The organism is Vibrio sp. 1249-1 (assembly GCF_033340495.1).
Map to the genome: position 1 here is coordinate 115190 of NZ_JAWOWJ010000001.1, position 25644 is coordinate 140833.

The window sequence follows — 25644 nt, forward strand, 5'->3', positions numbered from 1 at the left end:
TCATAATTACCAGATAAGCGTATGGTGAGAAGCTAAGCGCAATGACCACTTGCCATTATTCGCATGGCGGTGCCATATGAATGACAGCTAAGCCCCCCAAAGAGGTTTCACGGTATTTTTTATTCATATCTTTACCAGTCTGATACATGGTTTCGATAACTTTATCTAACGAAATTAAGCATTTACTTGTGCGCTTTAATGCCATACGCGATGCATTAATCGCTTTCATTGCTCCCATGGCATTTCTTTCAATACAAGGTACTTGAACCAAGCCGCCAATCGGGTCACAAGTCATACCCAATGAATGCTCCATCGCAATTTCCGCAGCAATACAAATCTGCTCGTTACTGCCCCCTCTTAGCGCTGTTAAGCCAGCGGCAGCCATGGATGAAGAAACCCCAACTTCTCCCTGACACCCCACTTCTGCACCAGAAATTGACGCGTTAGTTTTATATAAGATGCCGATAGCGCCGGCGACTGCGAGAAAGTCTTTTAGCTGTTTAACATCGAGCTCTTTGATGAAGCGATGGTAGTACATCAATACCGCCGGAATCACCCCTGCTGCACCATTCGTTGGAGAAGTGACGACTTGCCCTCCTGCTGCATTTTCTTCACTAACCGCAAAGGCAAAGAGATTGATCCAATCCATGATCTCCATCGGATCGTTTTCAACTGCAGCGTTGGCTTCGAGCTTTTTCAAAAGGTTTGGTGCTCGACGAGTGACATTTAGACCACCTTCCAAAATCCCTTCCGTATCGAAGCCACGTTGCATGCAGAGCGACATCACTTTCCAAATTTGCTCTGCTCTTTGGTTAATTTCTTCGTCTGAGCGAAATGCGAGTTCGTTTTGGAGGATCATGCCTCCCAAGCTGAAACCGTTCGTCTCGGCTTTTTCCAGCATCTCATCTGCGGATGTAAACGGAAATGGTACTGCGACCTCATTTTGTTGCGTGCCGTTCTCTAGTTCGTCGGCGGTGGCGATGAATCCGCCCCCAATGGAGTAATAAATTTCAAACGCTACTTGATCTCCAGCTGCGTCTAATGCCGTAATCGTCATACCATTTTCATGCAGGGGAAGGTTGTCGCTATGAAAGACGATGTCATGGTCGTAGCTAAACTCAATCTGGTGTGTACCGGCGAGCATGAGCGTATTATTGTCTATGGTATTTTGTAGCGCACTTTTGGCACTGCTCATTTTGATGGTATCAGGTTTATTTCCCATCAAACCAAGGACCGTGGCTCGGTCTGTATGGTGCCCTCGACCTGTCAGTGACAATGAGCCATAAAGGTCCACTTGCACCCGATGCACTTTCGCCATAGAGTCGCTAACTAGCTGAGTGAAATGGAATCCGGCAAGCATAGGACCATTAGTGTGGGAGCTGGATGGCCCGACACCAATTTTAAATATATCGAAAATCGACAGCATAATTGACTTCCTTTAGCAGTGAACCTTTATAAAGGTCTCTAGAACAGTGTTGTTAACTAGATGTTAAAGCTTGTGGGTCGGGAGTGAAAGAAGATTTTTGTAACACTGCCAACTAAGCGCGAGATTTTAAAATGAAGTTAGACAACATCGTCATCGTTTTAGGTAAACGCCTCGTCAATAACAGGTTGACCTCTGAGGGCATAACAAGAGTCGAAGCTTTGTCTTGTAGGACTGCATCACTACCGACAGAGCGAACGGCGATTATTTTTTGTGGCGGAGTAACGCAAGGACAAAGTGTTTCTGAAGCAGAGGCGATGTACGCGTATTTTAGAACCCTAAACGCAGAATCTGTGAATCCGTTCCCTGAACGTCATATACTCTTAGAAACGGAGTCGTTGAACACGTTTCAAAACATGCGTTATGTTTCCCAAGTTTTGTGCAAAAGTGGGTTGTTCGAGTTATGGTCGGGGCATCCGGTTGAGGTTATCTTGCTGTCTAATGACTACCACCTCGAACGAATCATTGATATCCAGAATTTGATGGATGAGCAAGGCTTATTACGAGTACTTAAATCCGATTGCGAATCCATGGGGGTGACTCTCAATATTCCACTGGATATCAGCAAACATATTAGCGTGCCATACCCACATAAAGGGCTTATGGCGGAGACATTCTTGCTACTCGATGAACTCACAACCTACCGAGTTTATTTAGAAGGGGTCAAGCATGGCGTATTTTTCCGAGATTTATCAATTGTCCGAAAAAAGCCACTTATGATCGCAAGAGATGCTATTCACAAATTGCTCTCTTTCCCGCTTGATAAAGAGGCTTTGCAACATATTGGAGAAATGAAAAAGGCCGTCGAAATGACGGCCTTGGATGAATCTATAGGTGCTGCGGAAAAGGCATTAAGTATCTTCCATCCGATACTGACTGCATTGAACCGTCGCTTTGACCCAGAGTCTATTCATTAAGCTCGCGTTTTGTGCGGACGGCGCTTAATGCGATCAAACAGTAGCAAAGCAGTTCTATACCTTCTTCTGAGATATTTTTAACATCACGGATGTAATTTTCGTCCATCACTTGTTGCCAAAAACTGCCCATACCATACAAACGAGAGAAGACTAATAATAGCATCACAGCGCCAACTAATAGCTTCATATGTGGCACCGTTAAAATGGTCGCCATTTCGTTCATGGTACCTTTACCACCTTGGTAAGCTTTGGCGCAAGCCAGTGCGGTGACAGCAAGTGCTGGGAAAACCCAAGAGCCATGATGAATCATGTCTGTCCAATAGTCCGTTTCGCGAATAATCAGTACTGCAAAAAATCCTGCAATCAAAATAGCCGCATGCTTTAGCTGAGGCTGTTGTTTCGATAAGCTGAAAAACGACCATGATGCAATAGCAAGCATCACAAGCTGGAGCGTTTCTGTAACGGAAAGCTCGCCAAGGCTTGATCCCAACACGACATAATCAAGACGAAGACTAAGGTTAACGAGAATACTTATAGCGACAATCATCAAGGCGTTTAAACTCGATTTATAAATAATGCGCTTTGATTTTTCAGTAACAACGTTGCTTGGGGCTGACTCGGCTTCTTTTACTATTTGTGTTTTCATCTTGCTCACCTGTCCCAGAAAATGTGGAAGAAATGTGAATTAGTGTGATCTGTGTTTGGAATTTTATTGTCCAAGTGGAAAGTTATGTCAGGGGAATGTCAAGAATAGAACACTGTTCGATATAGGGTCGATGTGCGGTAAAGTCAGAGATATGTAAAAACAACGTAAGAACACTTTGATAAATCAAATAAAAAAGGAGCCCAAAGGCTCCTAAGTGATAGAGGGAAGGTGACGTATCGATAAAAATAATTAGTAGTTGTCACCCTCATTTTCTTTGTGATTCTCGCGATAGTATTCCCATTGCTCGACGCGTTCATTGTCCGACAGCACACAGTAAGTGACACGTTCGCCGTTTTCCGACACGGTATCCAGCTCACCACCTTGCTGAACACAGTATACGGCTGCGGGATTTGCAACGGAGGTATACTCAGTTGATCGGGTCGCTCCCTCGTAAGTTGAACAACCAGCCAGTACCAATGTTGCAGCCATAGCCATCATTAAATTTGTCTTTTTCATTCTTTATCTCCGCATGGGGTGGGCGAGTATTGTATTGATTATAGGCAACTTTAAGAGATTATTGTCTTATCGATGTTAAAAGTAAGAGGGACGTATAAGAATTTAGATATTCTCATTTATTGCTGATTTGCACGTCACACTTCTGTTCTTGGCGTATTGTTGTGAAGGTCATATCAATCACTTCCTGACAAGCGCTCGAACGTACCTGGCCTACAACAATGATTTAAAGTGTGAAATTCGGTAATATGCGCACAAAACATTGACCGTGGTATTTTCGATGAGACATTTAAAATCGACCGTTCATCCAGACATAGAGCATTTGGATGACAAAATTGTTTTTCAGCGCAATGCAGCGCGAGCCATTGTACTTGATGGTGAAGATGTGCTGTTGCTCTATACAGAACGTTACCATGACTACACGCTACCAGGCGGTGGTATTGATGATGGTGAAGATGTCATTGCTGGATTAGTCCGTGAATTAGAGGAAGAAACGGGCGCCCAAAATATACATGGTATTAAGCCTTTCGGAATCTTTGAGGAGTTTCGTCCGTGGTACAAGGATGACGCTGACGTGATGCACATGGTGTCGTATTGTTATACATGTAAAATCGAACGTGAGCTAGGCGAAACGGCGTATGAAGATTACGAAGTTAAAAATGGAATGCGCCCGGTATGGATGAACATACACGAAGCAATTGCACACAATGAAAAAACGATGGCAGAAAGCCCGAAAAAAGGCATGAGCATTGAGCGCGAAACGTTTTTACTTCAGTTGATTTCTAAAGAATTACTATAAACAGCTAGTTTGCAGCATTACGACTTAGCTTCTGTTGGCTCTATTGTGGGCAAAGATTTTAGAGCAATAAAAAAGTCCGGACTCCCCCCCGGAACCCGGACTTATTCCAGACGCGCAAGCGAAGCGTCATCTTGATATGTTAGATTTGTTTCGAACTATGAAAACAATAGCTGTTTTACATTTAGTGTGTAAATAATTATTAGGTCTGACCATTGGTTTTCATGTTTTTTTGCAAACGCAATGTGACGCATATCTACCCAATTGCCAAGCGCAATTGGGGCGCTTTTTAGTAAACCACTACTCTTTCTTATCTTTGAGATACCTTACCTCAACTTTTTTGCACACGTTTGCATAGAGATCACGAGTTTTCAAATTCGCCGAACAGGATCTTGTAATTTTACGTTTCTCTGACATTGAGCTCTGTCGTAGCTTTTATCACAAATTAACTAGCGGAGGCAGTCGGCTAAAGTCGACCAGCGGTTGTGAAATCATAGGAGCGTCTGGAGCAAACAAGAGTAAAGGTTGAAATGATGAGGATTGTAACTGACCGATATCTATCAACTTTTCCAATGCATAGAAGCGGCTGACATATTGGCGAGTCTCGTTAGGCAGCGTGAGTTGTTGGAAATCTCGACTTCCTGCTCGCTGAATAGCACGTGCAACACGTCCTTCTCCGGCATTGTAGGCAGCTAAAGTGAGAGCCATATTTTGATCGAATTTGTTGTATAAAAACGCCAGGTACTTGAGCGCGGCCGTTGTGCTGGCTTCTGTGTCAAAGCGATCATCTTGTTTTGTATTTATCGTTAATCCGAATCGTTTCGCTGTGGTTGGTATCAATTGCCAAAGTCCGGCGGCGTTAGCGTGAGAAACGGCTTTGGGGTTGTAAGAAGATTCTAACATTGGCACTAAGGCTAGGCTATTTGGTAATGAGTGGTTTTGAAGCTGTTTGAAAATGTGGTTAATTACCGGCTTGGATGAATCGAGACGCTTGGCAATTTGTGGTTTGTATGGTGCTAATACTTGATACTGCGTTTGAATATCGACAGCATTTGGTTTTGCCTGGCATGTGATTGGAAGGTAGGACAGAAAGGCAATAAAAATAAAAAGGCCTACAGTACTCAGCCGAGATGGCGACTGAATCTGTAGGCAAGACGAACATCGTTTAGAACGATTTATCTTCATAAGTGTGTTGCACAGGTTGTTTGAGTTGACTGACCAACTCATGGAACGCCGCAGAGCTGTGGCCATTGCTCTGATTGTATTGTTGGCACTGACTTACCAACGTTTCCAATAGCGCCCATTGTTTTCTAGCTTGCATACCTATTTGGGCAGGCAAAGCATTGAAAATTCGTTTTACGCTGGCGTCATTACACGCTAATCCCAGCGCTCGCATACACTGGCTTCTGTCATTGGCGGAGCGGCTGAGTTTATTGAGTATCGGCATTTGTTTCTGAACATTGTCGTTCAGTGCCTCTCCATCAAACTTTAAGTACAATACCTTTTGCTGCTGAAGCAAAGGAAGCAGTTGTTGATAAAGCTTAATATCCTCAGATATAGAGCGAACAAATTGTTGAATTCGCTGCGATACTGCGCTTGCCATGATGTCTTCCTAGCGTTTTATTACTCGTGACCTGTATGGAACTGCATGATTGCCTTGGATAGCACTTTTGTATCTAGGCTAAGTTCACCACGCGCTAATGCGTTGCGTACTTGTTCTACTTTTTCCATATCAACATCAGGTAGTGATGCCATTTCAGCTTGAGCGTGATCTATCGCTACGGTATTCGCTTGAAATGCAGGCTCGTGTACTTTGCTCTGTTCGACGACGTCGACAGGCTGTTTGCTTGCTTGCTGTAATTTTGTTTGTGGGACATGACCGCCCGCGACTTTGTCGATTTTCATGCTGTGGTCCTCATCATCATGTTCTAAATTAAGTAGGCGGTTAGAATGTGATAAACATTAAATATTTTTTTTGTACTCGAAGTTCAGTGTTACTGACGAGAGCCAAAATTAAAAAATGTTACCCCGAGTCAAAAAATCAAAATTGAGTATGAACCTGGTTTAATCCAGTTACGACTGCTCTTATGACCTTGCCCGAACTTGGGTTTTCCACGTCAATTTGTTGCCCTTTCGCTCCATCTTCTAAGGCGACTCCTTTTGTGCTGGCACTAAATCCATTTTTGCTCGCAATGACTATGACTTCATTGCCTTTCTCGATTAGAGGTGGGGCCGACAAATTGGATGGATTAACCACTTGTCCAGCCCGCAAACGACGAGAGGTTTCTAAGCCTACTGCTTGCTCGGGGCGAGTATAAAAATCGTCTTGGCGAGAGATGGTTCGGGTTTCAAGCTTTATGTGTTTAGCCGTTACGACTTCATTTCGGCCAACCGTGGTTGTCGCGACCAAAACAGGCAGAGTCAGCGAAGACTTTATCGTAACGTTAATTCGCCATGGTGATGCGATATTGTCGCAGCTGACTGAGCGCTTGAGGTTACCGACTGGCAACGTGTTGTTGTCACGACCTGTGATAACTAAAGGCGATTGACATTCTGGCAAGTGATTGGCTGAACCGGGCACCCACATGTCGAAGTCTAGTTTGTACTCCCCCCACTGATTGGAGAGCGCTACGCGATCCACCTCTTGTTCGAAATCCGTTGCTACAACGGACCTTATCTCTTCAACGCTTAGGGTTTTGTTATTGGTGTTGGCGAATGCTTGTTCTGATGCCAAAGCGAGTAACGTCAGCATTATTGTTGAGGAAGTAGACATTTTCCTCTTGTTTTTAATGCTTTCCGAGAACCGGAAGTTTGGCTTCCATCCTTGTTTGTAAATCATTGATATATATAGCTATTTTTTATGGCACGTATCTTGTTTGTATGTTGGCGTATTCGAGCCAACTGTAAGGAAGATGCATGGCGATCACATTTGAAAATGCTTTAGGAGTACATCCAGAGGCACTTAATTTTCGCGTTCAGCGTACCAAAGTCCTCGCCAGTAACCTAGCAAATGTTGACACCCCTGGGTATTTGGCGAAAGACCTAAGTTTCACCACCGTAATGAACCAAGTAACGGCAGGTGGTGTGAACAAACCGGTGCCAAAGTTCCAGGTTCAGGCCCAATACTCGGTGCCTTACCAGAATAGCAAAAATGGCAACACCGTAGAGCTTGGTGTTGAACAAGCAAAATTCACGCAAAACAACATGGACTTTCAAACTAGCCTGACGTTTCTCAACATGAAATTTAATGGCTTAGCGAAAGCGATTGAGGGACGTTAATTATGTCATTCACTGATATTTACTCGATCACTGGTTCCGCGATGACAGCACAAACTGTGCGTCTGAATACGGTAGCCAGTAACTTAGCAAACGCAGATGCAGTATCTGCAAATCCAGAAGATGCTTATAAAGCGCTTAAGCCAGTATTTGCGACTGTGTACCAAAAAACGCAAATGACAACAGAAAATGGAGCTTATCCCAATGCAGAAGTTCGCATTGTTGACGTTGTTAAAAATGCTGGAGATGCAGAGAAGCGTTTTGAGCCGAACAACCCACTGGCTAATGATGAAGGCTATGTGTTTTACCCAGATATTGATGTAGTTGCTGAAATGGCAGACATGATGTCCGCAACACGCAGCTTCGAAACGAATGTTGAAGTATTAGCCAATGTAAAAAGTATGCAGCAAGGTCTACTTAGATTAGGGCAGGGCAGCTAATGAGTATTGCACAATACACCCCTTTATCGTCTGACGCTCCAGTAAATACAAAAGCAAAAGACAGCAACGGTATCTCACCAAACCCTAAAGACATGAACAGTGCTTCTTCATTGGAGAATGAGTTTATTTCTTTGATGGTGGCTCAAATTCAAAACCAAGACCCACTTAATCCCCTTGATGGTACGGAATACGTTGGTCAATTGGCTCAGTTCTCGCAGGTACAAAGTACCGAGAATATGTCTAAGACAATGCAACAGAGCATGGTGTTACTGGACAACATGCAAGTGCTATCAACAGCGGGCCTTGTTGGGAAAACGGTTTACGTCAATGCGGATGAATTTCAGCTTGGTGAAGACGTACAAAACGGAAAAATCGAACTCGCTCATAGCTCAAACCAAGTCACGTTAGTTGTTAAAGATGAATTTGGTCAATCAACTAAAGTGCCACTAGGTGCTCACGGCAAAGGTGACGTCGACTTTTCAATTAATCCTGAAGAACTTGGTCTTAAACCAGGCAAATACTCAGTGGCCGTAGAAGTGCAAGAAGGGCAAGCAAGTCCAAATGTGCTGATGGCAGGCACTGTTGAGCAAGTGCGCATTCCTAATACCGGTGGCGCAGCATTAGTCAATGTCCATGGCGTTGGCAACGTTCCTTTCTATCAAATCACTCAGTTTGGTGCTTAACCAAATACGGAAATCAGAGGTCTATTTATGAGTTTTAACATCGCACTAAGTGGTCTGGACGCGACCAACACAGAGCTAAACACAATCAGTCACAACATTGCCAACGCATCAACGTATGGTTTTAAAGGTGGCCGCACAGAATTCTCCGCTGTATATAACGGCATGCAACCTGGTGGTGTGGAAGTCGCGTCAATTTCACAGAACTTCGACAAAGACGGCAGTATCACAGGAACTGGCCGTGCGATGGACCTAGCTATTAATGGCGGTGGCTTTTTTGTTACTAAAGATAATATGGGTCAAATGTTGTACACACGTTCAGGTGTGTTCTCAACGGATAAGAACAACTTTGTTACGGCTAACAGCGGTGCAAAGCTTCAAGGTTACAGTGTCGATAGCAACAACAACCTAATGACAGGTTCTGTGGGTAATATTCAGGTATCGACTTCCTCACTGAATGCTAAAGCAACAGACAGCTTAGATTTTGTTGCGAACTTCGACGCAAGCGCGTCTGTTATTGATAAAGCCGTAACGCCATTCAATCCAAAAGATCCAAGCTCATTTAACTCGTCTTACACAACAAAAGTCTACGACTCACTGGGTAACTCGCACACGGTAACTCAGTACTTTACTAAGACTGCTTCTAACTCGTGGGAAGTGAACGTTCAAGTAGATGGCGGTACGACGCCAGTAGCAACTGTGCCTGTAACGTTTGGTAAAGACGGCTCGCTTTCAGCACCAACTGCGCCGTTTAATGTTTCATTCCCTGCTGCAGGCGCGAACGCGATGAGTGTAGACATTAACCTGAAAGGCAGCACGCAATTTGGTGCAGCTTTTGGCGTAAGTACTAATAGTCCTAACGGTTACACATCAGGTGAACTTGCAGGTGTACGCGTTGAAGGTAACGGCATGGTTTACGCGACTTACACTAACGGCCAATCACAGCTACAAGGTCAGGTTGTTCTTGCTGATTTTGCAAACACACAAGGCTTAGCGAAAGTGAGTGGAACATCATGGACTCAAAGCTTTAGCTCAGGTGCTCCAATTATGGGTGTTCCGGGTTCAGGTACGATGGGTGACCTAACTCCGGGTGCATTAGAAGGTTCTAACGTTGACTTAACCAGCGAGCTTGTTGCTCTAATGACTGCACAACGCAACTACCAAGCAAACGCAAAGACAATTTCTACCAGCGACAAGCTTACTCAAGCTTTGTTTAACGCGGTGTAATGGGAGTTTTGCATGGATAGTTTGTTATTTACGGCAACGTCGGGTGCCAGCCGAGTTCTTAAAGCGCAGCACGTTCGTTCAAACAACTTATCAAATGCTGATACTGCGGGTTTTCGAGCGGATATGGAGCGTGTGCGTAGTGTAGAGATGCAAGGCCCAGGTTTTGATGGTCGCACTATGGTTGTGACCAACTCTGCCTCAACACGTTTCGACGCTGGCGATATTGTGAAAACAGGACGTCCGTTGGACGTTGCGGTTATGGGGGAGGGATATCTCTCTGTAGAAACCCCAGCGGGTAACGAAGCTTACACCCGTGCAGGCAATATTCAGGTCGATACTTTTGGCGCTCTAACAATCAATGGGTTCCCTGTCCTCGGTGACAATGGTCCTTTGGTTGTGCCGGATTATCAAAAGATTGAAATCAGCGAGCGTGGTCAAGTCTCAGTGATCCCACCAGGTGGCGGCGCAGAAATTGTGGCAGGCACTTTGAAGTTGGTTAAACCGGAAATTAATCAACTGCAAAAAGAGAGCGATAGCTTGCTGCACAGCGTAGATGGCGTGCCATTCGCGGCAGATGAAACCGTGCAACTCTCTCCTGAGCACATTGAGAGCAGTAACGTATCTGCTATTGATGAATTGGTTAGTGTGATGTCGCTGACGCGCAACTTTGAAATGCAAGTTCGCATGATGAAAACGGCGGAAACTCTAGCAAAAGCTGGTAACAAATTAATGGCGGCGAGCTAAGTCTCGCCCCGCAAGGAGTAAAAAATGCATTCAGCATTATGGGTAAGTAAGACAGGCATGGCAGCGCAAGACACGAAGATGACTGCCATTTCTAACAACCTAGCAAACGTAAACACGGTTGGCTTTAAGCGTGACCGAGTCGTATTTGAAGATCTTTTCTACAGCATTCAGCGTCAACCAGGCGCACAAGTAGACCAAGTTAACGAACTACCAAGTGGTATTCAGCTAGGTAGCGGTGTTCGCGTTGTTGGCACACAAAAAGTGTTCACGCAAGGTAATACCCAAAACACAACGCAAGAGTTGGATCTTGCTGTAATGGGTCAGGGTTTCTTCCAAATAGAAAACTCGGACGGACAGATCATGTATACACGTAATGGTCAGTTCCATCGAAACTCAGAAGGCTTAATGGTGAACAGTCAGGGCCTGCCTTTAGAGCCTCAAATCCAGATCCCAGACAATGCGGTCTCTTTCTCTGTGGGTGTTGATGGCACAGTGACTACAACAACAGCAGACGATCCAACACCTCAGCAGCTTGGTCAAATTACACTTGCAAAATTCATCAATCCAGCCGGCTTAGAGGCCATGGGTGGCAACTTATTCCGTGAAACGGAAGCCAGCGGTCCAGCTGATGAGCTGATTGCAGGGGCTGATGGCGCCGGCATTATCAAGCAAGGTGCACTGGAAGGGTCAAACGTACAAGTAGTAGAAGAGATGGTCGACATGATCACCACTCAACGTGCGTATGAGATGAATGCGAAAGTGGTCTCTGCTGCAGATGACATGCTGAAGTTTGTTTCGCAATCAATGTAAGTATGAAATTGGTGATGATGAAGGAAAAAGCAATGAAATGGCTTTCTAAGAGTTGGGCAGTAGCCGCCGTGTTGCTGGTGGGATGTGCTGGCCGTCAGGAATTTATTCCGCCTGAGCCGAATGCTGAGGAATATGCACCACCAACGCTCGATTACACGCTGCCGGAAACCCAATCTGGTAGCCTTTATCGTCACCAATACACGATGACTCTGTTCCAGGATCGTCGTGCTTACCGAGTTGGCGATGTATTAACGGTTCAATTATCAGAAGAAACCTCATCGAGTAAAAATGCGGGTACTAAGTTCGGTAAAAGTTCAGCAATTAACTTTGTGGCGCCGACCATAGGCACGAAAACTATCGATGAGTTAGGGGTTAGCGTGGATGGCAAACGTAACTTCGATGGCAGTGCATCAAGTTCACAAGGCAACAAGCTTCAAGGTGCCATTACGGTAACGGTACACGAAGTATTACCTAATGGCGTATTGCGTATCAGCGGTGAAAAATGGCTTCGTCTGAATCAAGGCGACGAGTTTATTCGTCTAACCGGTATCGTCCGTGTGGATGATATTAACCGCAGTAACCAAGTTTCTTCTCAACGAATTGCTGATGCAAGAATTACCTACGCAGGTCGCGGAGCGCTAGCTGACAGCAACGCAGCCGGGTGGCTAACTCAGTTCTTCAACAGCCCATGGGTACCTTTCTAATGAAGACAATGCAATCTTTCTTTATGTCTCTCCTATTGGTGTTGACCTTGGGACTACCAGGCACTTCACGTGCTGAAGCGGAAATTCCGATCATGGACTTGGTCGATGTTCGCGGCATTCGAGAAAACCAACTGGTTGGTTATGGTTTGGTAGTTGGCTTAGCCGGACAAGGTGACCGAAACCAAGTGAAATTTACCTCTCAATCTATTACCAACATGCTACGTCAGTTTGGGGTTCAAATTGATGACAGTATGAACCCTAAGCTACGAAATGTGGCTTCTGTGAGTGTGACAGCGTCCGTTGACCCAATGGCAGGCCCAGGACAAACGTTGGATGTGGTTGTGTCTTCAATCGGTGATGCAAAGAGCCTTCGCGGTGGTACGTTATTGCTAACGCCTTTACGTGGTATTGATGGCGAAGTGTACGCGATTGCGCAAGGTAACGTGGTTGTGGGCGGCTTATCTGCAGAGGGGCGAAGTGGCTCCAAAGTAGAAGTAAACACACCAACGGCGGGTCGCGTTCCGAATGGTGCGACTTTAGAGAGAGAAATCAAAACCGATTTCAACCAACGTGATGAAATCACCCTAAACCTGCGCAAGCCTAGCTTCACTACAGCAAAAAATATTGCGCGTGAAATTAACAACACTTTTGGACCTAAAGTTGCAGTTGCGATCAATAAAGCGCGCATTGATATGCGTGCACCAAAAGATACACAGCAGCGTGTCGTCATGATGTCGATGCTTGAAGAAATGAGCGTCGTTGAAGGCCGTAAACCTGCTCGTATTGTCTTTAACTCTCGCACTGGCACCGTAGTGATCGGTAAGAGTGTCAAAGTGAGTGAAGCAGCAGTAAGTCACGGTAACTTGACCGTGCGAATTTCTGAATCACAACAAGTTAGTCAGCCTAATGCGTTTGCAAATGGCGATACGAAAGTCGTTAACCAAACGGACCTTGATGTGAATGAAGATCTCGCTCAGATGGTGATTTGGCCTCCAGGCACGGAACTTAACACCATAGTTAATGCGGTAAATAGTTTAGGTGCCACGCCTACAGACTTGATGTCTATCCTGCAAGCTTTGAGTGAAGCGGGTGCATTGAACGCTGAATTGGTCGTGATATAAGGAGTTAAGGATGAAGCTAGACAGTACCAATGAACAAACTCAGTTAAATTCGATGCTTTATCACGACAATAGTGCATTGGCTAACATCAAGCATAGTCGTGATCAAGAAGGCGCACTTGAAGTCGTCGCAGGTCAATTTGAGGCAATGTTCCTACAAATGGTGTTACGCCAAATGCGCAGCAGTAGTGATGCTCTTGCTGATAAAGACAGCCCGTTCGCCAGTCAGCAACAAGGGGTATTCCGTGATATGTATGACGGTCAGCTGGCGATGGAACTAGCAAAGAAACAGAGCTCAGGCATTGCCAATATGCTCATCCAGCAGCTGAGCCCGTCTATGCGTGAGGTTGCTTTCGATGCTGCGCGCAACATCTCATCCGCTAACGATGGTAAAGCTTCGAATTCTGAATCTATCTCACAAGTAGATTCTAAAGAGGTGGAGAAGAATTCAAGCCTATTTAATACCGCTTCTCAAGCCGTCGCCTCTGTTAAACAGGTATTCGGTGAGGCCGGTATGACTACCGCGTTTTCTCAGCCGTTGATCAGAAAAATGGAGCTGTAAATGAACCTAGTTAATATTGCCCTTTCAGGTTTAGGCGCGAACCGTGTGGCCCTAGACGTAACCGCGCAAAACGTGGCAAACGTGAATACCGTGGGTTACAGTCGTCAACAAGCGTTGATGGCGTCTGTCGATGATGGTAAAGCCAATCGCTTAAGTCCAGGTTTAGGGGTAGAAGTCACTAGCATTCGCCGCGTTACTGATCAATTTCTGATTAAGCAAACGTGGTCGACTAACAGTATGGCGGCATACGCATCTGGATACACCAGTAACATGAGTCAGCTGGAGAATACGCTTGGTGCCGATGGTTTCAGTATATCGGCTGGCTTGGACTCGCTAAACGCTGCGCTTAACGATGCGACCGTTAAGCCGGAATCCATACCTTACCGCCAGCAGATCATTAACGAATCTGAAGCTTTGGCCCGCCGCTTTAATACGCTTACCGAGTCTTTATACAATCAACATAAAGACATGAGCGACCAACGTAATGCAGCGCTTAACCACGCGAATAGCCTTATGGAAAATATCGCGAAGGTGAACAAGCAACTGGTAGAGATGCAAGGTACAGGTGGTAATCCATCACAGTTAATGGATGAACGAGATAGGTTAATCGGTGAGTTATCTCAAACCATTGAAATCAAAACAACACAGCAGCATGACGGCAGTGTTCAGGTCACACTAACCTCTGGTCAACCGCTTGTGATGGGTACGGACCATGGCAAACTGGAAGCCATTCCTGACCCGAGTGATCCTTACTTAGCGGACTTACACGTCACGTTCTCGAATCAAAGCTTTGCGATTGGTGACTCGCTTGGTGGCAAATTAGGTGCGATTAATGACTATCAAACCGAAGTGTTGAAACCAAACCAACTGGCTCTGAATGACATGGCGAAAGCTCTCGCGGATGAATACAACGCCGTGCTTGCAACTGGCAAAGACTTAAATGGCAACCCAGGTAAACCTTTGTTCAGCTATGACCCAGCAAACCCTGCAGCCAGTTTGGATATTACCAAGCTAACTCCAGATGAGCTTGCGTTCTCAAGTGATGGAACACCTGGTAACGCAGATGCGTTGCAATCATTGATCGAGTTAAGCAACAAGCCAGTGGCGGTATCAGGTTACGGCTCAGTAAGCTTGAACGATGCCTTTAGTTCAATGGTGGGTCAAACCGCAATTAAAGCACGCCAAGCTAATGCTGATTATCAAGCGAAGTTAGCCATGAACAAGCAAGCGCACGCAGCTCGCGATAATGTTAGTTCCGTAAACAGCGATGAAGAAGCGGCTAACCTAATGATGTTTGCTAATGCGCACAATGCCAACATGAAAGTGATCAGCACAGCAAATCAACTGCTCGATTCTATTCTGCAGTTATTCTAAGAGGAAAGTTTAGATGCGAATTAGTGACAATCAATTTAGTCAAATGATGTTGCACAGCTTGCAGAGCAATAGCGCGGGATTAGGCGAAGCTCTGCAACAGATGTCTACTGGCAAGCGCTTAACCAAGCTGTCTGACGATCCAATGGCTTCGATCAAGTTGCTTAACTTAGACCGAGAAACCAGTGCGATTGCTCAGTACAAAAACAACATTGAAAACGTAAAAACGACGCTATCGAGTCAAGAAACCCATTTAGATTCGATCAAAGAAAGCTTAAAAAGCATGCGAGACATCGCGCTTTGGGGTGCGAACGGCTCTCTTACTGACGAAAGTCGTGGCGGTATGATTACAGAGCTTAAGAGTTACCGTGATTCTATTGAGTCGTCTTTTAACGCGCAGGATGAAGAAGGGCACTACCTTTTCTCTGGTACTAAAACGGATACTGCGGCTGTAAGTAAAGCGAGCGGCAGCTACGTAATTGAAGGTAATAGTGACAAGCGCGTAGTAACAATTGCTAAAGGCGTCACGATGGATTCCAATATGACTGCAAAAGAAATATTGGACCTTGGGGGAGGCCATAACGTGCTTAACCAAATTGATGCGCTGATCAAAGAGTTTGAGAGCCCTACCGCCAACTTCAGAGCTGAAGTTGAGGCGAGTATCAGCGCTATCGACGATACTTTTTCAAACGTACTAGGGACCATGACTGAGATTGGTGGTCGACACAACAACTTAGATCTTGTTGGTGGCGCGCACAGTGAAAACAAGCTGTTCGTTGACAAGGTATCTGGAGACCTCTCTGCTCTGGACTATGGTGAAGCGTCGGTACGATTGAGTAATTACATGGCCGCTTTGCAAGCAACGCAAGCAAGCTATGTGAAGATCGATGGTTTGTCGCTGTTTGACCGTTTATAAGGTTAGGAAGTTCTTTTTATGGTAATGAGTACAGTAGAGGTTAGACCCCATAGCATACGCTTAGGTGGACAAGAACAAGCCTCTATCATGCCGACCCGTTCTGCAGACTCAAGTACGGCAATTAAACCGCGCCCGGCGCAAATTCAGGCTGACACTGCGTCAGCCTACTCTGTATCTGGTATTCAGCTTACGCAGGGTCAGCAGCAAGCCACGGCGGTTCAGATCGCGTCCAAATCGCTGCAGGTGATTGGCAAAGAGCTCACGCAAATTAAACGTGGTTTGACGCAAGCTGTGAATCAAGGCGTACAAAATGTTCCTGGTTTGCAGGATACATTGGTTCGCTCTAAAGCCACCATCCAAAAAGTCGTTGAGCAAGCACGTTTCGATGGCCAGAAAGTCCTAAATAACGAACTGCACTTAAAACTGGATAAAGCGGACATTCGTCGCTTTTCTATTCCAGGTTTGAATGTTCATCGCTTAAGCGACAAGGCCGAGCAAATCCGTTTGGATTTTCCTCAAGGTCAAGCGGTGATGATTCAGTTTGATGGACAATCAGACGGTGAGCGAACGGTCAAAATGCTGGATCGCAGCTTGATTGCGTTAGGAATGCGAGCCTCATTAGCCGATGATGGCAGCATTTTATTTGAAGCCAGAGACAACGCTTATCAACAAATGCAGCAAAAGGTGATGGTAACGGGGGAAGGGCACCGATTCCCTGCGGGACAGCCTAACGTTTTGAACTTAAAGTCTGAGCCAGATGGTATTGCGGAGCTCGGGTTTGATCTAGGCTCACGCGACGGCATCAAGCAGACGATTGCCAAAGTAAATCAGCATCTGAAACAAGTTCAAACGAGCTTGCAGGAAGCGAAAGCTTTTCATGGTGAACTGAATACTCAAATGCGTTCTATCCAAACCAAAACCGCACAGCTTTCAGTCAATGAGGTGAATGCAAAACTGGATGGATTCATGCAAAAGTCTGGCGAGTTTACTTCGACTTTTCAGGCATTGAATGCGCAAGCAAACGTGCGTCGTCATACCGTGGTCGCTTTACTGAAGTAACGAACACTCCAATGATTCCCGGCTTTACACTGTTATCGTCCCCCAATAACGAAAACAGCGCACTGTCGGGAATCTCTCTTTGACTCGTCTAGGGCTCGAGTGCTTTTGCCACCGAACGATTCAATTTCTGGAATAGCCATCCAAGTGCTATCAAAGACGCACCTAAGCCTAAGAAGCTTATTGCTCGCCAGAACCCATCCAGAGAGCTCACATCCCATAAGAATACTTTCAGTGCGACACAGGCAAGGACCACTAGACCGACACGCTGCATCATCAGCCCCTGTTGGGTCACGCCGCGCCAAGTCAGCAATCCACCTACGAGCAAGCCAGCCACTGAATAACTGAACAACTCTGCCATGCTGGTTGGCTTATACAGCATCATCGATGTGGTTTGCCAGAATTGACGGATAGACATCCCCAACCAAATGGCTGCAAGTAAAAAGCCTAGACTAGCAATCGCAAATCGATGAACTTGCAACGTATTCCAGCGTTTAAAGGTTGCGATAAGCAGGATGCAAGCTGGTAACAGCCAGCCGATACTCAGCATGTTAAAGATGGGAAGTGCTTGTGCCGAGACGTTATCAGTCACCAACGGCGATTCTGCCGTATTAAGCAAAATAATCAATATAGCGAACGCGCACCAAAGCAAGTAACTATAGATTTCGTAGATACGACTTAAGCGTTGCGCAAATTGGCTGCGGTAGCTGTATACCAAACCCATAACTAATGCTTGATTGGCAAAGACTGCCGCACTTGTGAAGTCGATGTGCCCCAAGTAACCATATTGCCCCGTTAACCAGTAGTTAGTTTGGGTGAACAATGCCATTAAGAATACATGTAAAAACGCCCCTTCAAACCAGTTGGTCAGTTCTCGGTCCACTTGTTTTAGTGTTGAACGAGCATAAGACAAGATGAAGAGAGAAGGCAGATAACTCACAAGAACCCAAGCCCAATGCCCAGCTTCTACCGGTTGCCATTCGGGGATGAAAGGTAGCAGCGTGAGTCGGATAACCAGTATTCCCATTGCCACTTTAATCGCCCAACTCGCAGGTCGAAATAACCCGACTTGAGCCTGTAAGGCCATTATCGCAACTTGTATTGAGATTGCTGTTGTTAACCAAGTATCGCTCAACCAAACAAAAGCAATACCTATGATTAAAGCATGCATAACGGCAGAGCATTCTAATGCCAACGAACGTGCACGCTGACCAAGCACAACGTAGTAAGTGGCCATCAATGCGCAGAATGCAGTCCAATACCACAGGTAGCCCTGCATAAATTCGTCAATATAAAACAACGTAATTAAGCTCATCGCGGGAGCCAGTACCAGCAGAAGCAGCCCACTGAGTTGCGAACGGTCACTAAGTGATTGGCAATATGTTCGATAGCAGATCAGCGCAATACTCACCGCCAATGCGAATAGGATGCTAGCTTCTCGCTCTACCATATACAGCGCATCAAAAGCGATGGTAAGAACTATCAGCGCGGTTGCCGAGACGAGTATGGATGGCAAAAATACACGTAATGACCAGCCTGTACGAAGTGCTGGTAGCCAGATGCTCGCAACAAGCAGCGTATAACAGTACGCCATTTGTAGAGTGTTCAGCTCCGGCATTCTGGTGACGGCAGAAAAGGTCAATAAAGCAGTTGCGAGAGCGGTAGCGGTCGGCGAGTTTGTCCACTTGCTTTGATAGTGACGAAAGCGAGGATTGAGCATCCAACCCATTCTCGGAACCGCGAAAATGAGATACAAAGTGATGGAGAGATAAATCGCGAGCCACGAGAACAACCGTTCTGTTGGTACACTCTCAATCAACAGCAACATCCAAATGACATGTGGAATCGCGATACTTGGCGTAATCCATGCCCTACGCACTTTTTGCATCAATAAGGTCGCCGCGAACGAAATCGCGCAGATGTATCCGGCTAACAAAAAGTAGTTGGGTTCACTACCTCCAATCCACAGTGGTGCTGTGTAGCCACCAATTAAGCCAAGCACGGCCATTAACGGCCCTTGTCGCAATGATAATGCTAAACTGAAAAATGCCGCTGAAGCCAAAATGATCAACGAGATACTTGGCGTTAGCATTTGATAAACCACAAAGGCAAAAATGACGGTGCAGTAAATGCCCGTTAATCCCGTACCGGTAACGGCAGCAGGAACATACGTAAAGCCTTGGGCTCGTGCTGCCCGTTGCGGATTCTGTTGTTCTTTACGGTGAAACCACTCGCCAACAAGCACCATTAGTAATGAGATCATAAAGGCAAAGGACACTCGCATAAATGGCGAAAACTGGATGTGGCTACCAATCACCTGTACGAGATAACCTCCACCGATCAGCATGGCCAATGCGCCTACCCAAACCAACCAATTTTCTTGAATGTTGCTAAGCAGGCTCTGAACTTTACTCTGAAGGAATGACTCATTTTCTTGACTAAAAACATCCAGTTGCACTTCTCTTGTCTGGGCGTATTCTTGATTCGCAGCGCTCTGGTCTAAGTCTAGGTTGGCAGCTGGATCATGTTCCCCAGAGGATGAGACATTTTTCTGTTGTGATTCTATGTGAGGTGACGTCGCTACAGATGGTGTGTCTTTTTCGATGCTGGATTGTTGGTGCACTTGTTGGTTTGAGCCCCCATGGACACTGGCTCGTAGTGATGTAACTTCCTCACGAAGTTTGGTTAGTTCTTTTTCTAAAAGTGCAGCTCGGTTGGCGGCTTTCACTCCGATGAGGATGGCGAGACACGCCATGAACAGTGCTAGTATTACGTACAATCCATTTCTCCTTGCGTACGTCGCGTGACCCACGATTCTTAACTTTGAGCACTTACGCTAAAGCTTAGTTCATGCTCTATGCCTTAGCCTCATATAGTGCTAGGTTCCGCGCTTTCTTCAGAAATCATTCTACATAATGAAACTCAATGCGTAATGATGAATTCGACAAAGTCGCACACTTGTGTGCCACTTTAAGACCTGATGAACAAAAATGAGTCGTTAAGTCATTGGGGGTCAACTATATTCATAGTTCTGATGCGATCGCCAAAGGACTTCAAACATGTGCGTTTCGTAGCGATGTCATCGAAGGTCAGTCGTTTGATTTGCACGTTCGGTTGTTTCTATTTGACCGTAAGGCTGAATGTATTCGGGTATAGCGCATTCACGCGAAAAAAGACAAAAACAGGTAATTATTGATGCAAGTGGGTAATGAAGCGCTGGTGCTGTCAGCGGTTGGGGTTATTGGTTTAGGTTGCCAATGGTTAGCTTGGCGATTGCGTTTGCCAGCGATTTTATTTTTGTTGTTGGCAGGGCTGATCGTCGGGCCATTTATGCAGTGGTTAAATCCTGATGAGATATTAGGTAATTTGCTCTTTCCGTTGGTCTCTTTGGCGGTGGCAGTGATTTTATTTGAAGGCAGTTTGACCTTAAATTTTAAAGAAATTCGTGGCGTGAGTGGTTCGGTATGGAGCATTGTTTCCATCGGGGCGATCATTTCGTGGGCGGCGACCAGTATCGCAACACACTATTTCCTCGGCTTTACTTGGGAGCTTGCCATGTTGTTCGGCAGCTTAACCGTAGTAACAGGGCCGACGGTCATCGTGCCACTTCTACGAACCGTAAGACCTAACAGTACGCTTGCTAACATTTTGCGATGGGAAGGGATTTTGATTGACCCGCTCGGTGCGCTTTTTGTTGTGATGGTTTACGAGTTTATCGTATCTCACAGCGCGATAAATAGCGTCGAAGTGTTTGGGACGATCATTGCTGTCGGTGTCATGCTAGGTGCGGCCTCAGGCTATGCAGTTGCGACGATCATGCGTCGCTCTTGGCTACCGGAATATTTGCAGCCATTTGCGGTTTTGATGGTGGTTCTAGGTGTATTTTCGGTCTCTAACCACATTGAGTCTGAAGCTGGGTTACTAACCGTCACCGTAATGGGTATGTGGCTCGCAAACGCTAAAGACATCAATATTCAGCAAATTCTGCACTTTAAAGAGCATTTAACCATTTTACTGATCACCGGATTGTTCATCTTCCTTGCGGCTCGAATCAGTCTGGATGATTTTGCTGCGCTAGGTAGCGGTGCGTTATTGTTGTTTGTATTTATGCAGTTAGTGTCGCGTCCGTTATCGATTTTTCTTTCAACCTTCCGCAGCAACTTGCGTCTTAAAGATAAGCTGTTTTTGTCTTGGGTTGCACCGCGCGGTATTGTTGCTGCTTCGATTTCGTCTCTTTTCGCGATCAAATTGACCGAATACGGCATTGATGAAGCGATTTTACTGGTCCCTATGACCTTCATGGTGATTATAGGAACGGTCGTGTTACAAAGTGCGACGGCACGTCCTGTAGCGCTGACGTTGGGCGTTGCAGAGCCAGCACCACGCGGCTTCTTGTTGATTGGTGCTAACCGAGTAGCAAGAGAAATAGGGCAGGCGCTGGCGCGTTATGACCGCCGCGTATTAATGACTGACTCAAACTGGGAGTACATCAGTCAGGTTCGTATGTTGGGGTTGGATTACTATTACGGCAACCCTATTTCTAGTCACGCGGACGACAACTTGAACTTGATAGGAATAGGTCAAGTGGTTGCATTAACGCCCGATCAGCATTTCAACATTATGGCTTGCATGCAATTCGTCGACGAGTTTGGGGAAGATAAAGTTCACTGCTTACAAAAAGTGAAAACCAACGGCAATGGCAGCGAGAAGCACTCCGTGGCTCAGGAGTACCATGGTAAATTGCTGATGGGCGGCAATGTAAGCTATACCCAGCTAGCCAGTATGTTAAGTCGTGGTGCAGAGGTTAAACACACGAAATTGAGCGATAACTTCACGTATCAAGATTATTTAGCGCATCACAAAGGTAGTTCAGTTGTACCGCTGTTCCATGTAGAAGAAAAAGGAAAAATTCAATTCTGTGATGATCCCGAACAGTTTGAACCAACGACGACAAGCACTGTTGTGTCGCTAATTCTGTCGGACAGCGTAAAGTAAACTACAGAGCAATGTGATCCATTTTCATCATGGGTATCGTACGCTGATTATCTCAATTTGAAGAGAAACTTGCCGGCTTGTTTAAAACGGAAAGCGAGTTTCTTTTCTTATAATGTCAGGGGCAGTCGAGATTCATTACTCGTTTCGGAAAAGTAATCCGGCAAATTCACAAAATTCGCATTGACGTTACTGATAAGGATCGCAATACTGCGCGACTGTTTTACTTTAGGGTGACATTATGGCTCCGCAAACTAACCGAAAAGATTTACACCTAGATGCTGTTTTACATCATGATATGAGCATGAAGCATAAAACGGCGGGTTTTGAGTCTGTCGAGTTTGAACACTGTGCGCTGCCAGAATGTGACTTTCACGCGATCGATTTATCGACAGAGTTTCTTGGTCATCAATTAGCGCTACCGTTTTTGATTAGCTCGATGACTGGCGGAGCAAAAGACGCAGAAACGATCAATTGTCGTTTGGCTGAAGCAGCAAGTGAATTAGGTATTGCCATGGGTGTGGGCTCGCAACGGATTAGCTTAGAAGAAAGTCAGCATTCGGGCTTGGGTAAAACCATTCGTGAGTTGGCGAAAGAAGTACCGTTGTATTCCAATCTTGGAGCCGCTCAATTGCTCGATAAAGGTAAACTCGATAATGCGCAACGTGCGGTTGAGGCGATTCAAGCCGATGCCTTGTTTGTGCACGTTAATCCAATGCAGGAAGCGTTTCAGAAAAATGGCGATCACAATTGGGTTGGTGTTTTCCAGGCAATTGAGATGCTTAAATCTCGCGTGAAGGTTCCTATCATTATCAAAGAAGTCGGTTTTGGTATTAGCGGACACATTGCGCAGCGATTAATTGATGCTGGTGTGGATGCAATTGACGTTGCGGGCGCGGGTGGCACAAGCTGGAGTGCGGTTGAAGGGTATTGCCAAGATAATCCGAAAATGCAGCGTGCAGCCGAGCTTTTCCGCGATTGGGGTGTCCCTACAGCAACATGTTTGGCTCAAATCCGCGCACTGCATCCTACATTACCGTTGATCGCCTCGGGAGGTGTTCATAACGGACTTGAAGCGGCGAAAGCCATTCATTTGGGTGCTAATCTCATTGGGCAAGCTGGTGCGGTATTAAAAGCTGCGACGATCAGCACGCAGTCTGTCGTCGAACACTTTGAACAAATGGCATTAGAGCTGCGTTTAGCGTGCTTTGGTACTGGCTCTTCTAAGGTTGGTGAGCTAACGAAAGCGCGCTGTCTATAGCTTTTAGAATGGCGCGCTTTACACAGAGTCGCTCAATAATTTTTCGATGTCTTAACACGTAGACTGATAATTTCGTTATAGTTGATACAAAAGTCACTTCAGCTAGTGACGCCTTTATTCAGACACTTGAATGGGCACGTGTTGAAGAGATTGAGTTTAGTTTTACTATTGTTTGCAACTGGAACCTTAAATTTATGAAAAAACTAGTCATGCTGATGTTGGCGGCTTCTGCTTTGACCGCTTGTAGTGATGAAGTGGGCACTGAAGGCTGGTGTAACGACATGCGCGATAAGCCAAAAACAGAATGGACAGCAGACAACGCGGTAGACTTTGCAAAGCATTGTGTTCTGCAAGATGGTGTCGGCAGCGAGCAATGGTGTGAAAACCTGAAAGATAAGCCGAAAGGTGACTGGACTGCAAACGAAGCGACCAGCTTTACTAAACACTGCATTTTTTAAGCACAGCGGAAAGCGCCTTTTCTGAGGTGACATTCTGTGAGGTAAACACCAAGCGTTATTGCTTGGTGTTTTTGTATCTAAAATAGCTCGATTTTTCACGTGTCAGCGCACTTCCCTCTGAATGGAAAGTTTTACATTTTCGTTTCATTTTTGAAAACCTGTATTGCCTGCCTTTAATTTTTCGTATTGCAATGGCATGGTGTCGAGATAGCCATCTACTTCAATTAGATTCATAACAAAAAGGAATTCAAATGGAAGTACTAAAAGGCTCATGTCTGTGCGGCAAGGTAAAGTTGGAAGTGGCAGATGAATTTAAGTACATGGGAAATTGCCATTGCTCTGAATGCCGCAAGTTCACAGGTTCTGACTATTCATCTGCCGGTGGTATTGCGTTGGATAAACTGCTTATTATCCAAGGGAAAGAAGATATTCAAACTTATCAGAAAAGCGAAAATACCATGCTATGCTTTTGTCGCCACTGCGGATCGAGCCTGTATTCGAAAAAGAACAATGGGATCGTCAACATTCGCCTTGGTATCTTGGATGACACACCTTCTCACAAGCCTGATTTCCATATTTTTGTCGCATCGAAAGCGCCATGGATCGAGATATCGGATAACCTGACTCAATTTGATGCAGGGCCCAGATAGTAGAGTTGTTGTAGATAAGTATTTAGAAACAGAGCGCGTTACAATACGCTTGCGACGCGCTCTGTGCTTTTACTTTGTATATTAGAACGGAGACGACTATTTGGCGTCTTGTAGTTCTTCAAAGCCACCTGCATTGTGCAGATTCGTAAAGCCTTGCGATTGTAAGTATTGATACGCTTTGCCAGAGCGGTTACCACTGCGACAGTACAACACGATAGCTTGATCTTTATCGACGTCTTGAAAATGTTTATCAAGTTCAGATAAAGGGAAGTTGACGGCATTATCCAAATGCCCTTCAGAAAACTCTTGCGGCGTGCGCACATCGACAATCATCGCGCCCTCGTCAATCAATTGCCAACCTTGTTCAGCGCGTTCAGAAGCTGACACGTTGGGTGAGAGGAAGCCAACGCATAACGTTGCAAGAAATAGAGATACGGCCTTTTTCATTGTTTGATTATCCTTTTTAAGAGTACGTAACCACTCTAGATTTGATTGAGCACATTTTCCATCATAAAGAGATGCTAAGTGGTTGTGAATGCGATAATTCGATAGAAAATTTTATTTAATTTAATAAAAAATTTTTATCAAATTCACCTCTTGAACTCTAATTTTTCGACCTTATTATTTTCATCGAAAGCGAGCTGTCGACTCGCAAATCCATCTTGATGTTTATTTTGTCTTTTATTTTTGGTTCCAAGTAGGAGGCACTTAAAAATGAAAATTCGTCCTTTAAATGACAAGCTAATTGTTGAAAGACAAGAGGTGGAAAATAAATCTGAAGGGGGAATCGTTTTAACTTCTCAGTCGGTGAAAAAATCAAACCGCGGGAAAGTCATTGCTGTTGGTTTAGGTAAACGTCTTGAAAATGGCGAACGCGCTGCGATGGAAGTCAAAGTGGGCGACCAAATCATTTTCAATGACGGTTACGGCGTGAAAACCGAGAAAATTGACGGCGCAGAATACTTAATTCTGTCCGAATCTGATGTGTTAGCAATCGTTGAGTAATTATTTTTGTAGTAGTTTT

28 protein-coding genes are annotated in these 25644 nt (G+C 45.4%); 19 read left to right on the forward strand and 9 right to left on the reverse strand.

The window, feature by feature from the left end; genetic code table 11:
* Positions 1-55: 55 nt before the first annotated feature.
* Positions 56-1426, reverse strand: a complete 1371-nt coding sequence (locus tag R7Z50_RS00525) for an L-serine ammonia-lyase (protein ID WP_005374028.1) — start codon at positions 1424-1426, stop codon at positions 56-58.
* A 131-nt stretch (positions 1427-1557) separates the two neighbouring features.
* Between R7Z50_RS00525 and R7Z50_RS00530 the strand changes: the two genes are divergently transcribed.
* Positions 1558-2400 carry a YdcF family protein gene (locus tag R7Z50_RS00530; RefSeq protein WP_206970430.1) on the forward strand — a complete coding sequence of 281 codons (843 nt, stop codon included), beginning with the start codon at positions 1558-1560 and terminating at the stop codon, positions 2398-2400.
* Here R7Z50_RS00530 and R7Z50_RS00535 read toward each other — a convergent pair.
* Together R7Z50_RS00535 and R7Z50_RS00540 are read right to left on the reverse strand one after the other, a co-directional pair.
* The gene (locus R7Z50_RS00535; RefSeq protein ID WP_005374025.1) at positions 2390-3046 is read right to left on the reverse strand and encodes a hypothetical protein; all 657 of its coding nucleotides are present in this window, start codon (positions 3044-3046) and stop codon (positions 2390-2392) included. The genes R7Z50_RS00530 and R7Z50_RS00535 overlap by 11 nt on opposite strands.
* 249 nt (positions 3047-3295) lie before the next feature.
* Positions 3296-3562 carry a DUF333 domain-containing protein gene (locus tag R7Z50_RS00540; RefSeq protein ID WP_005374023.1) on the reverse strand — a complete coding sequence of 89 codons (267 nt, stop codon included), beginning with the start codon at positions 3560-3562 and terminating at the stop codon, positions 3296-3298.
* 277 nt (positions 3563-3839) lie between these two features.
* Between R7Z50_RS00540 and R7Z50_RS00545 the strand changes: the two genes are divergently transcribed.
* Positions 3840-4358, forward strand: coding sequence for an NUDIX hydrolase (locus R7Z50_RS00545; RefSeq protein ID WP_005374021.1), 519 nt, complete (start codon positions 3840-3842; stop codon positions 4356-4358).
* Positions 4359-4793: 435 nt separating this feature from the next.
* Here R7Z50_RS00545 and R7Z50_RS00550 read toward each other — a convergent pair whose 3' ends face one another.
* The 4 genes from R7Z50_RS00550 to flgA all read right to left on the reverse strand — a co-directional run bounded on the left by R7Z50_RS00550 (position 4794) and on the right by flgA (position 7194).
* Positions 4794-5540, reverse strand: a complete 747-nt coding sequence (locus tag R7Z50_RS00550; RefSeq protein WP_054576173.1) for a lytic transglycosylase domain-containing protein — start codon at positions 5538-5540, stop codon at positions 4794-4796.
* Positions 5521-5958 carry a flagellar export chaperone FlgN gene (gene flgN, locus R7Z50_RS00555; protein ID WP_005374018.1) on the reverse strand — a complete coding sequence of 146 codons (438 nt, stop codon included), beginning with the start codon at positions 5956-5958 and terminating at the stop codon, positions 5521-5523. The genes R7Z50_RS00550 and flgN overlap by 20 nt, the downstream gene beginning before the upstream one ends.
* 20 nt (positions 5959-5978) lie before the next feature.
* Positions 5979-6260 carry a flagellar biosynthesis anti-sigma factor FlgM gene (gene flgM / locus R7Z50_RS00560; RefSeq protein WP_318148799.1) on the reverse strand — a complete coding sequence of 94 codons (282 nt, stop codon included), beginning with the start codon at positions 6258-6260 and terminating at the stop codon, positions 5979-5981.
* Positions 6261-6396: 136 nt separating this feature from the next.
* Positions 6397-7194: a flagellar basal body P-ring formation chaperone FlgA gene (gene flgA / locus R7Z50_RS00565; RefSeq protein ID WP_206970427.1), complete on the reverse strand. Its 798-nt coding sequence runs from the start codon at positions 7192-7194 to the stop codon at positions 6397-6399.
* Positions 7195-7271: 77 nt separating this feature from the next.
* Between flgA and flgB the strand changes: the two genes are divergently transcribed.
* The 12 genes from flgB to R7Z50_RS00625 are packed head-to-tail and all read left to right on the forward strand — an operon-like array spanning position 7272 to position 17262.
* Positions 7272-7634: a flagellar basal body rod protein FlgB gene (flgB, locus tag R7Z50_RS00570; RefSeq protein ID WP_005374013.1), complete on the forward strand. Its 363-nt coding sequence runs from the start codon at positions 7272-7274 to the stop codon at positions 7632-7634.
* A gap of 2 nt (positions 7635-7636) precedes the next feature.
* A complete protein-coding gene (flgC, locus tag R7Z50_RS00575; protein ID WP_005374012.1) occupies positions 7637-8071 on the forward strand; it encodes a flagellar basal body rod protein FlgC in 435 nt (144 codons plus the stop codon).
* Positions 8071-8754 carry a flagellar hook assembly protein FlgD gene (flgD, locus tag R7Z50_RS00580; protein ID WP_318148800.1) on the forward strand — a complete coding sequence of 228 codons (684 nt, stop codon included), beginning with the start codon at positions 8071-8073 and terminating at the stop codon, positions 8752-8754. The genes flgC and flgD overlap by 1 nt, the downstream gene beginning before the upstream one ends.
* A gap of 27 nt (positions 8755-8781) precedes the next feature.
* Positions 8782-9978 (forward strand): flagellar hook protein FlgE, encoded by a 1197-nt coding sequence (gene flgE, locus R7Z50_RS00585; RefSeq protein WP_005374010.1) that lies wholly within the window; start codon positions 8782-8784, stop codon positions 9976-9978.
* 12 nt (positions 9979-9990) lie between these two features.
* Positions 9991-10722 (forward strand): flagellar basal-body rod protein FlgF, encoded by a 732-nt coding sequence (gene flgF / locus R7Z50_RS00590; RefSeq protein WP_222716452.1) that lies wholly within the window; start codon positions 9991-9993, stop codon positions 10720-10722.
* A 24-nt stretch (positions 10723-10746) separates the two neighbouring features.
* A complete protein-coding gene (flgG, locus tag R7Z50_RS00595) occupies positions 10747-11532 on the forward strand; it encodes a flagellar basal-body rod protein FlgG (RefSeq protein ID WP_005374008.1) in 786 nt (261 codons plus the stop codon).
* Between the two features lie 32 nt (positions 11533-11564).
* A complete protein-coding gene (gene flgH / locus R7Z50_RS00600; protein ID WP_017635111.1) occupies positions 11565-12236 on the forward strand; it encodes a flagellar basal body L-ring protein FlgH in 672 nt (223 codons plus the stop codon).
* On the forward strand, positions 12221-13357 hold the full coding sequence (locus R7Z50_RS00605; RefSeq protein ID WP_139831986.1) for a flagellar basal body P-ring protein FlgI: 1137 nt from the start codon (positions 12221-12223) through the stop codon (positions 13355-13357). The genes flgH and R7Z50_RS00605 overlap by 16 nt, the downstream gene beginning before the upstream one ends.
* Before the next feature lie 10 nt (positions 13358-13367).
* Complete coding sequence (locus R7Z50_RS00610; protein ID WP_005374002.1) at positions 13368-13916, forward strand: rod-binding protein; 549 nt, start codon at positions 13368-13370, stop codon at positions 13914-13916.
* The gene (flgK, locus tag R7Z50_RS00615; protein WP_005374000.1) at positions 13917-15290 is read left to right on the forward strand and encodes a flagellar hook-associated protein FlgK; all 1374 of its coding nucleotides are present in this window, start codon (positions 13917-13919) and stop codon (positions 15288-15290) included.
* A 13-nt stretch (positions 15291-15303) separates the two neighbouring features.
* The gene (flgL, locus tag R7Z50_RS00620; protein ID WP_005373998.1) at positions 15304-16203 is read left to right on the forward strand and encodes a flagellar hook-associated protein FlgL; all 900 of its coding nucleotides are present in this window, start codon (positions 15304-15306) and stop codon (positions 16201-16203) included.
* An 18-nt stretch (positions 16204-16221) separates the two neighbouring features.
* On the forward strand, positions 16222-17262 hold the full coding sequence (locus tag R7Z50_RS00625; protein ID WP_136976308.1) for a flagellin: 1041 nt from the start codon (positions 16222-16224) through the stop codon (positions 17260-17262).
* 88 nt (positions 17263-17350) lie between these two features.
* Here the strand turns inward: R7Z50_RS00625 and R7Z50_RS00630 are convergent, their stop codons facing one another.
* The gene (locus R7Z50_RS00630; RefSeq protein WP_411979498.1) at positions 17351-20014 is read right to left on the reverse strand and encodes a DUF2339 domain-containing protein; all 2664 of its coding nucleotides are present in this window, start codon (positions 20012-20014) and stop codon (positions 17351-17353) included.
* Positions 20015-20454: 440 nt separating this feature from the next.
* On the opposite strand from R7Z50_RS00630, the gene R7Z50_RS00635 reads away from it, so the two are divergent.
* The 4 genes from R7Z50_RS00635 (at position 20455) to R7Z50_RS00650 (ending at position 24620) form a co-directional block, all read left to right on the forward strand.
* A complete protein-coding gene (locus R7Z50_RS00635) occupies positions 20455-22254 on the forward strand; it encodes a sodium:proton antiporter (protein WP_318070575.1) in 1800 nt (599 codons plus the stop codon).
* A gap of 238 nt (positions 22255-22492) precedes the next feature.
* Positions 22493-23512 carry a type 2 isopentenyl-diphosphate Delta-isomerase gene (fni, locus tag R7Z50_RS00640; RefSeq protein WP_054576170.1) on the forward strand — a complete coding sequence of 340 codons (1020 nt, stop codon included), beginning with the start codon at positions 22493-22495 and terminating at the stop codon, positions 23510-23512.
* A gap of 194 nt (positions 23513-23706) precedes the next feature.
* Positions 23707-23970 carry a DUF3012 domain-containing protein gene (locus R7Z50_RS00645; protein ID WP_005373992.1) on the forward strand — a complete coding sequence of 88 codons (264 nt, stop codon included), beginning with the start codon at positions 23707-23709 and terminating at the stop codon, positions 23968-23970.
* A 251-nt stretch (positions 23971-24221) separates the two neighbouring features.
* The gene (locus tag R7Z50_RS00650) at positions 24222-24620 is read left to right on the forward strand and encodes a GFA family protein (RefSeq protein WP_005373991.1); all 399 of its coding nucleotides are present in this window, start codon (positions 24222-24224) and stop codon (positions 24618-24620) included.
* A gap of 96 nt (positions 24621-24716) precedes the next feature.
* Here R7Z50_RS00650 and R7Z50_RS00655 read toward each other — a convergent pair whose 3' ends face one another.
* A complete protein-coding gene (locus tag R7Z50_RS00655; protein ID WP_025768015.1) occupies positions 24717-25067 on the reverse strand; it encodes a rhodanese-like domain-containing protein in 351 nt (116 codons plus the stop codon).
* A gap of 267 nt (positions 25068-25334) precedes the next feature.
* Between R7Z50_RS00655 and R7Z50_RS00660 the strand changes: the two genes are divergently transcribed.
* Positions 25335-25625 (forward strand): co-chaperone GroES, encoded by a 291-nt coding sequence (locus R7Z50_RS00660; protein ID WP_005373989.1) that lies wholly within the window; start codon positions 25335-25337, stop codon positions 25623-25625.
* Positions 25626-25644: the final 19 nt, after the last annotated feature.

What these genes read in the sequence shown, in the direction of transcription:
- R7Z50_RS00525 (WP_005374028.1), bottom strand. Translation starts at nt 1,426, where the DNA reads ATGCTGTCGATTTTCGATATATTTAAAATTGGTGTCGGGCCATCCAGC.
- R7Z50_RS00530 (WP_206970430.1), top strand. Translation starts at nt 1,558, where the DNA reads ATGAAGTTAGACAACATCGTCATCGTTTTAGGTAAACGCCTCGTCAAT.
- R7Z50_RS00535 (WP_005374025.1), bottom strand. Translation starts at nt 3,046, where the DNA reads ATGAAAACACAAATAGTAAAAGAAGCCGAGTCAGCCCCAAGCAACGTT.
- R7Z50_RS00540 (WP_005374023.1), bottom strand. Translation starts at nt 3,562, where the DNA reads ATGAAAAAGACAAATTTAATGATGGCTATGGCTGCAACATTGGTACTG.
- R7Z50_RS00545 (WP_005374021.1), top strand. Translation starts at nt 3,840, where the DNA reads ATGAGACATTTAAAATCGACCGTTCATCCAGACATAGAGCATTTGGAT.
- R7Z50_RS00550 (WP_054576173.1), bottom strand. Translation starts at nt 5,540, where the DNA reads ATGAAGATAAATCGTTCTAAACGATGTTCGTCTTGCCTACAGATTCAG.
- flgN (WP_005374018.1), bottom strand. Translation starts at nt 5,958, where the DNA reads ATGGCAAGCGCAGTATCGCAGCGAATTCAACAATTTGTTCGCTCTATA.
- flgM (WP_318148799.1), bottom strand. Translation starts at nt 6,260, where the DNA reads ATGAAAATCGACAAAGTCGCGGGCGGTCATGTCCCACAAACAAAATTA.
- flgA (WP_206970427.1), bottom strand. Translation starts at nt 7,194, where the DNA reads ATGATTTACAAACAAGGATGGAAGCCAAACTTCCGGTTCTCGGAAAGC.
- flgB (WP_005374013.1), top strand. Translation starts at nt 7,272, where the DNA reads ATGGCGATCACATTTGAAAATGCTTTAGGAGTACATCCAGAGGCACTT.
- flgC (WP_005374012.1), top strand. Translation starts at nt 7,637, where the DNA reads ATGTCATTCACTGATATTTACTCGATCACTGGTTCCGCGATGACAGCA.
- flgD (WP_318148800.1), top strand. Translation starts at nt 8,071, where the DNA reads ATGAGTATTGCACAATACACCCCTTTATCGTCTGACGCTCCAGTAAAT.
- flgE (WP_005374010.1), top strand. Translation starts at nt 8,782, where the DNA reads ATGAGTTTTAACATCGCACTAAGTGGTCTGGACGCGACCAACACAGAG.
- flgF (WP_222716452.1), top strand. Translation starts at nt 9,991, where the DNA reads ATGGATAGTTTGTTATTTACGGCAACGTCGGGTGCCAGCCGAGTTCTT.
- flgG (WP_005374008.1), top strand. Translation starts at nt 10,747, where the DNA reads ATGCATTCAGCATTATGGGTAAGTAAGACAGGCATGGCAGCGCAAGAC.
- flgH (WP_017635111.1), top strand. Translation starts at nt 11,565, where the DNA reads ATGAAATGGCTTTCTAAGAGTTGGGCAGTAGCCGCCGTGTTGCTGGTG.
- R7Z50_RS00605 (WP_139831986.1), top strand. Translation starts at nt 12,221, where the DNA reads ATGGGTACCTTTCTAATGAAGACAATGCAATCTTTCTTTATGTCTCTC.
- R7Z50_RS00610 (WP_005374002.1), top strand. Translation starts at nt 13,368, where the DNA reads ATGAAGCTAGACAGTACCAATGAACAAACTCAGTTAAATTCGATGCTT.
- flgK (WP_005374000.1), top strand. Translation starts at nt 13,917, where the DNA reads ATGAACCTAGTTAATATTGCCCTTTCAGGTTTAGGCGCGAACCGTGTG.
- flgL (WP_005373998.1), top strand. Translation starts at nt 15,304, where the DNA reads ATGCGAATTAGTGACAATCAATTTAGTCAAATGATGTTGCACAGCTTG.
- R7Z50_RS00625 (WP_136976308.1), top strand. Translation starts at nt 16,222, where the DNA reads ATGGTAATGAGTACAGTAGAGGTTAGACCCCATAGCATACGCTTAGGT.
- R7Z50_RS00630 (WP_411979498.1), bottom strand. Translation starts at nt 20,014, where the DNA reads ATGGCGTGTCTCGCCATCCTCATCGGAGTGAAAGCCGCCAACCGAGCT.
- R7Z50_RS00635 (WP_318070575.1), top strand. Translation starts at nt 20,455, where the DNA reads ATGCAAGTGGGTAATGAAGCGCTGGTGCTGTCAGCGGTTGGGGTTATT.
- fni (WP_054576170.1), top strand. Translation starts at nt 22,493, where the DNA reads ATGGCTCCGCAAACTAACCGAAAAGATTTACACCTAGATGCTGTTTTA.
- R7Z50_RS00645 (WP_005373992.1), top strand. Translation starts at nt 23,707, where the DNA reads ATGAAAAAACTAGTCATGCTGATGTTGGCGGCTTCTGCTTTGACCGCT.
- R7Z50_RS00650 (WP_005373991.1), top strand. Translation starts at nt 24,222, where the DNA reads ATGGAAGTACTAAAAGGCTCATGTCTGTGCGGCAAGGTAAAGTTGGAA.
- R7Z50_RS00655 (WP_025768015.1), bottom strand. Translation starts at nt 25,067, where the DNA reads ATGAAAAAGGCCGTATCTCTATTTCTTGCAACGTTATGCGTTGGCTTC.
- R7Z50_RS00660 (WP_005373989.1), top strand. Translation starts at nt 25,335, where the DNA reads ATGAAAATTCGTCCTTTAAATGACAAGCTAATTGTTGAAAGACAAGAG.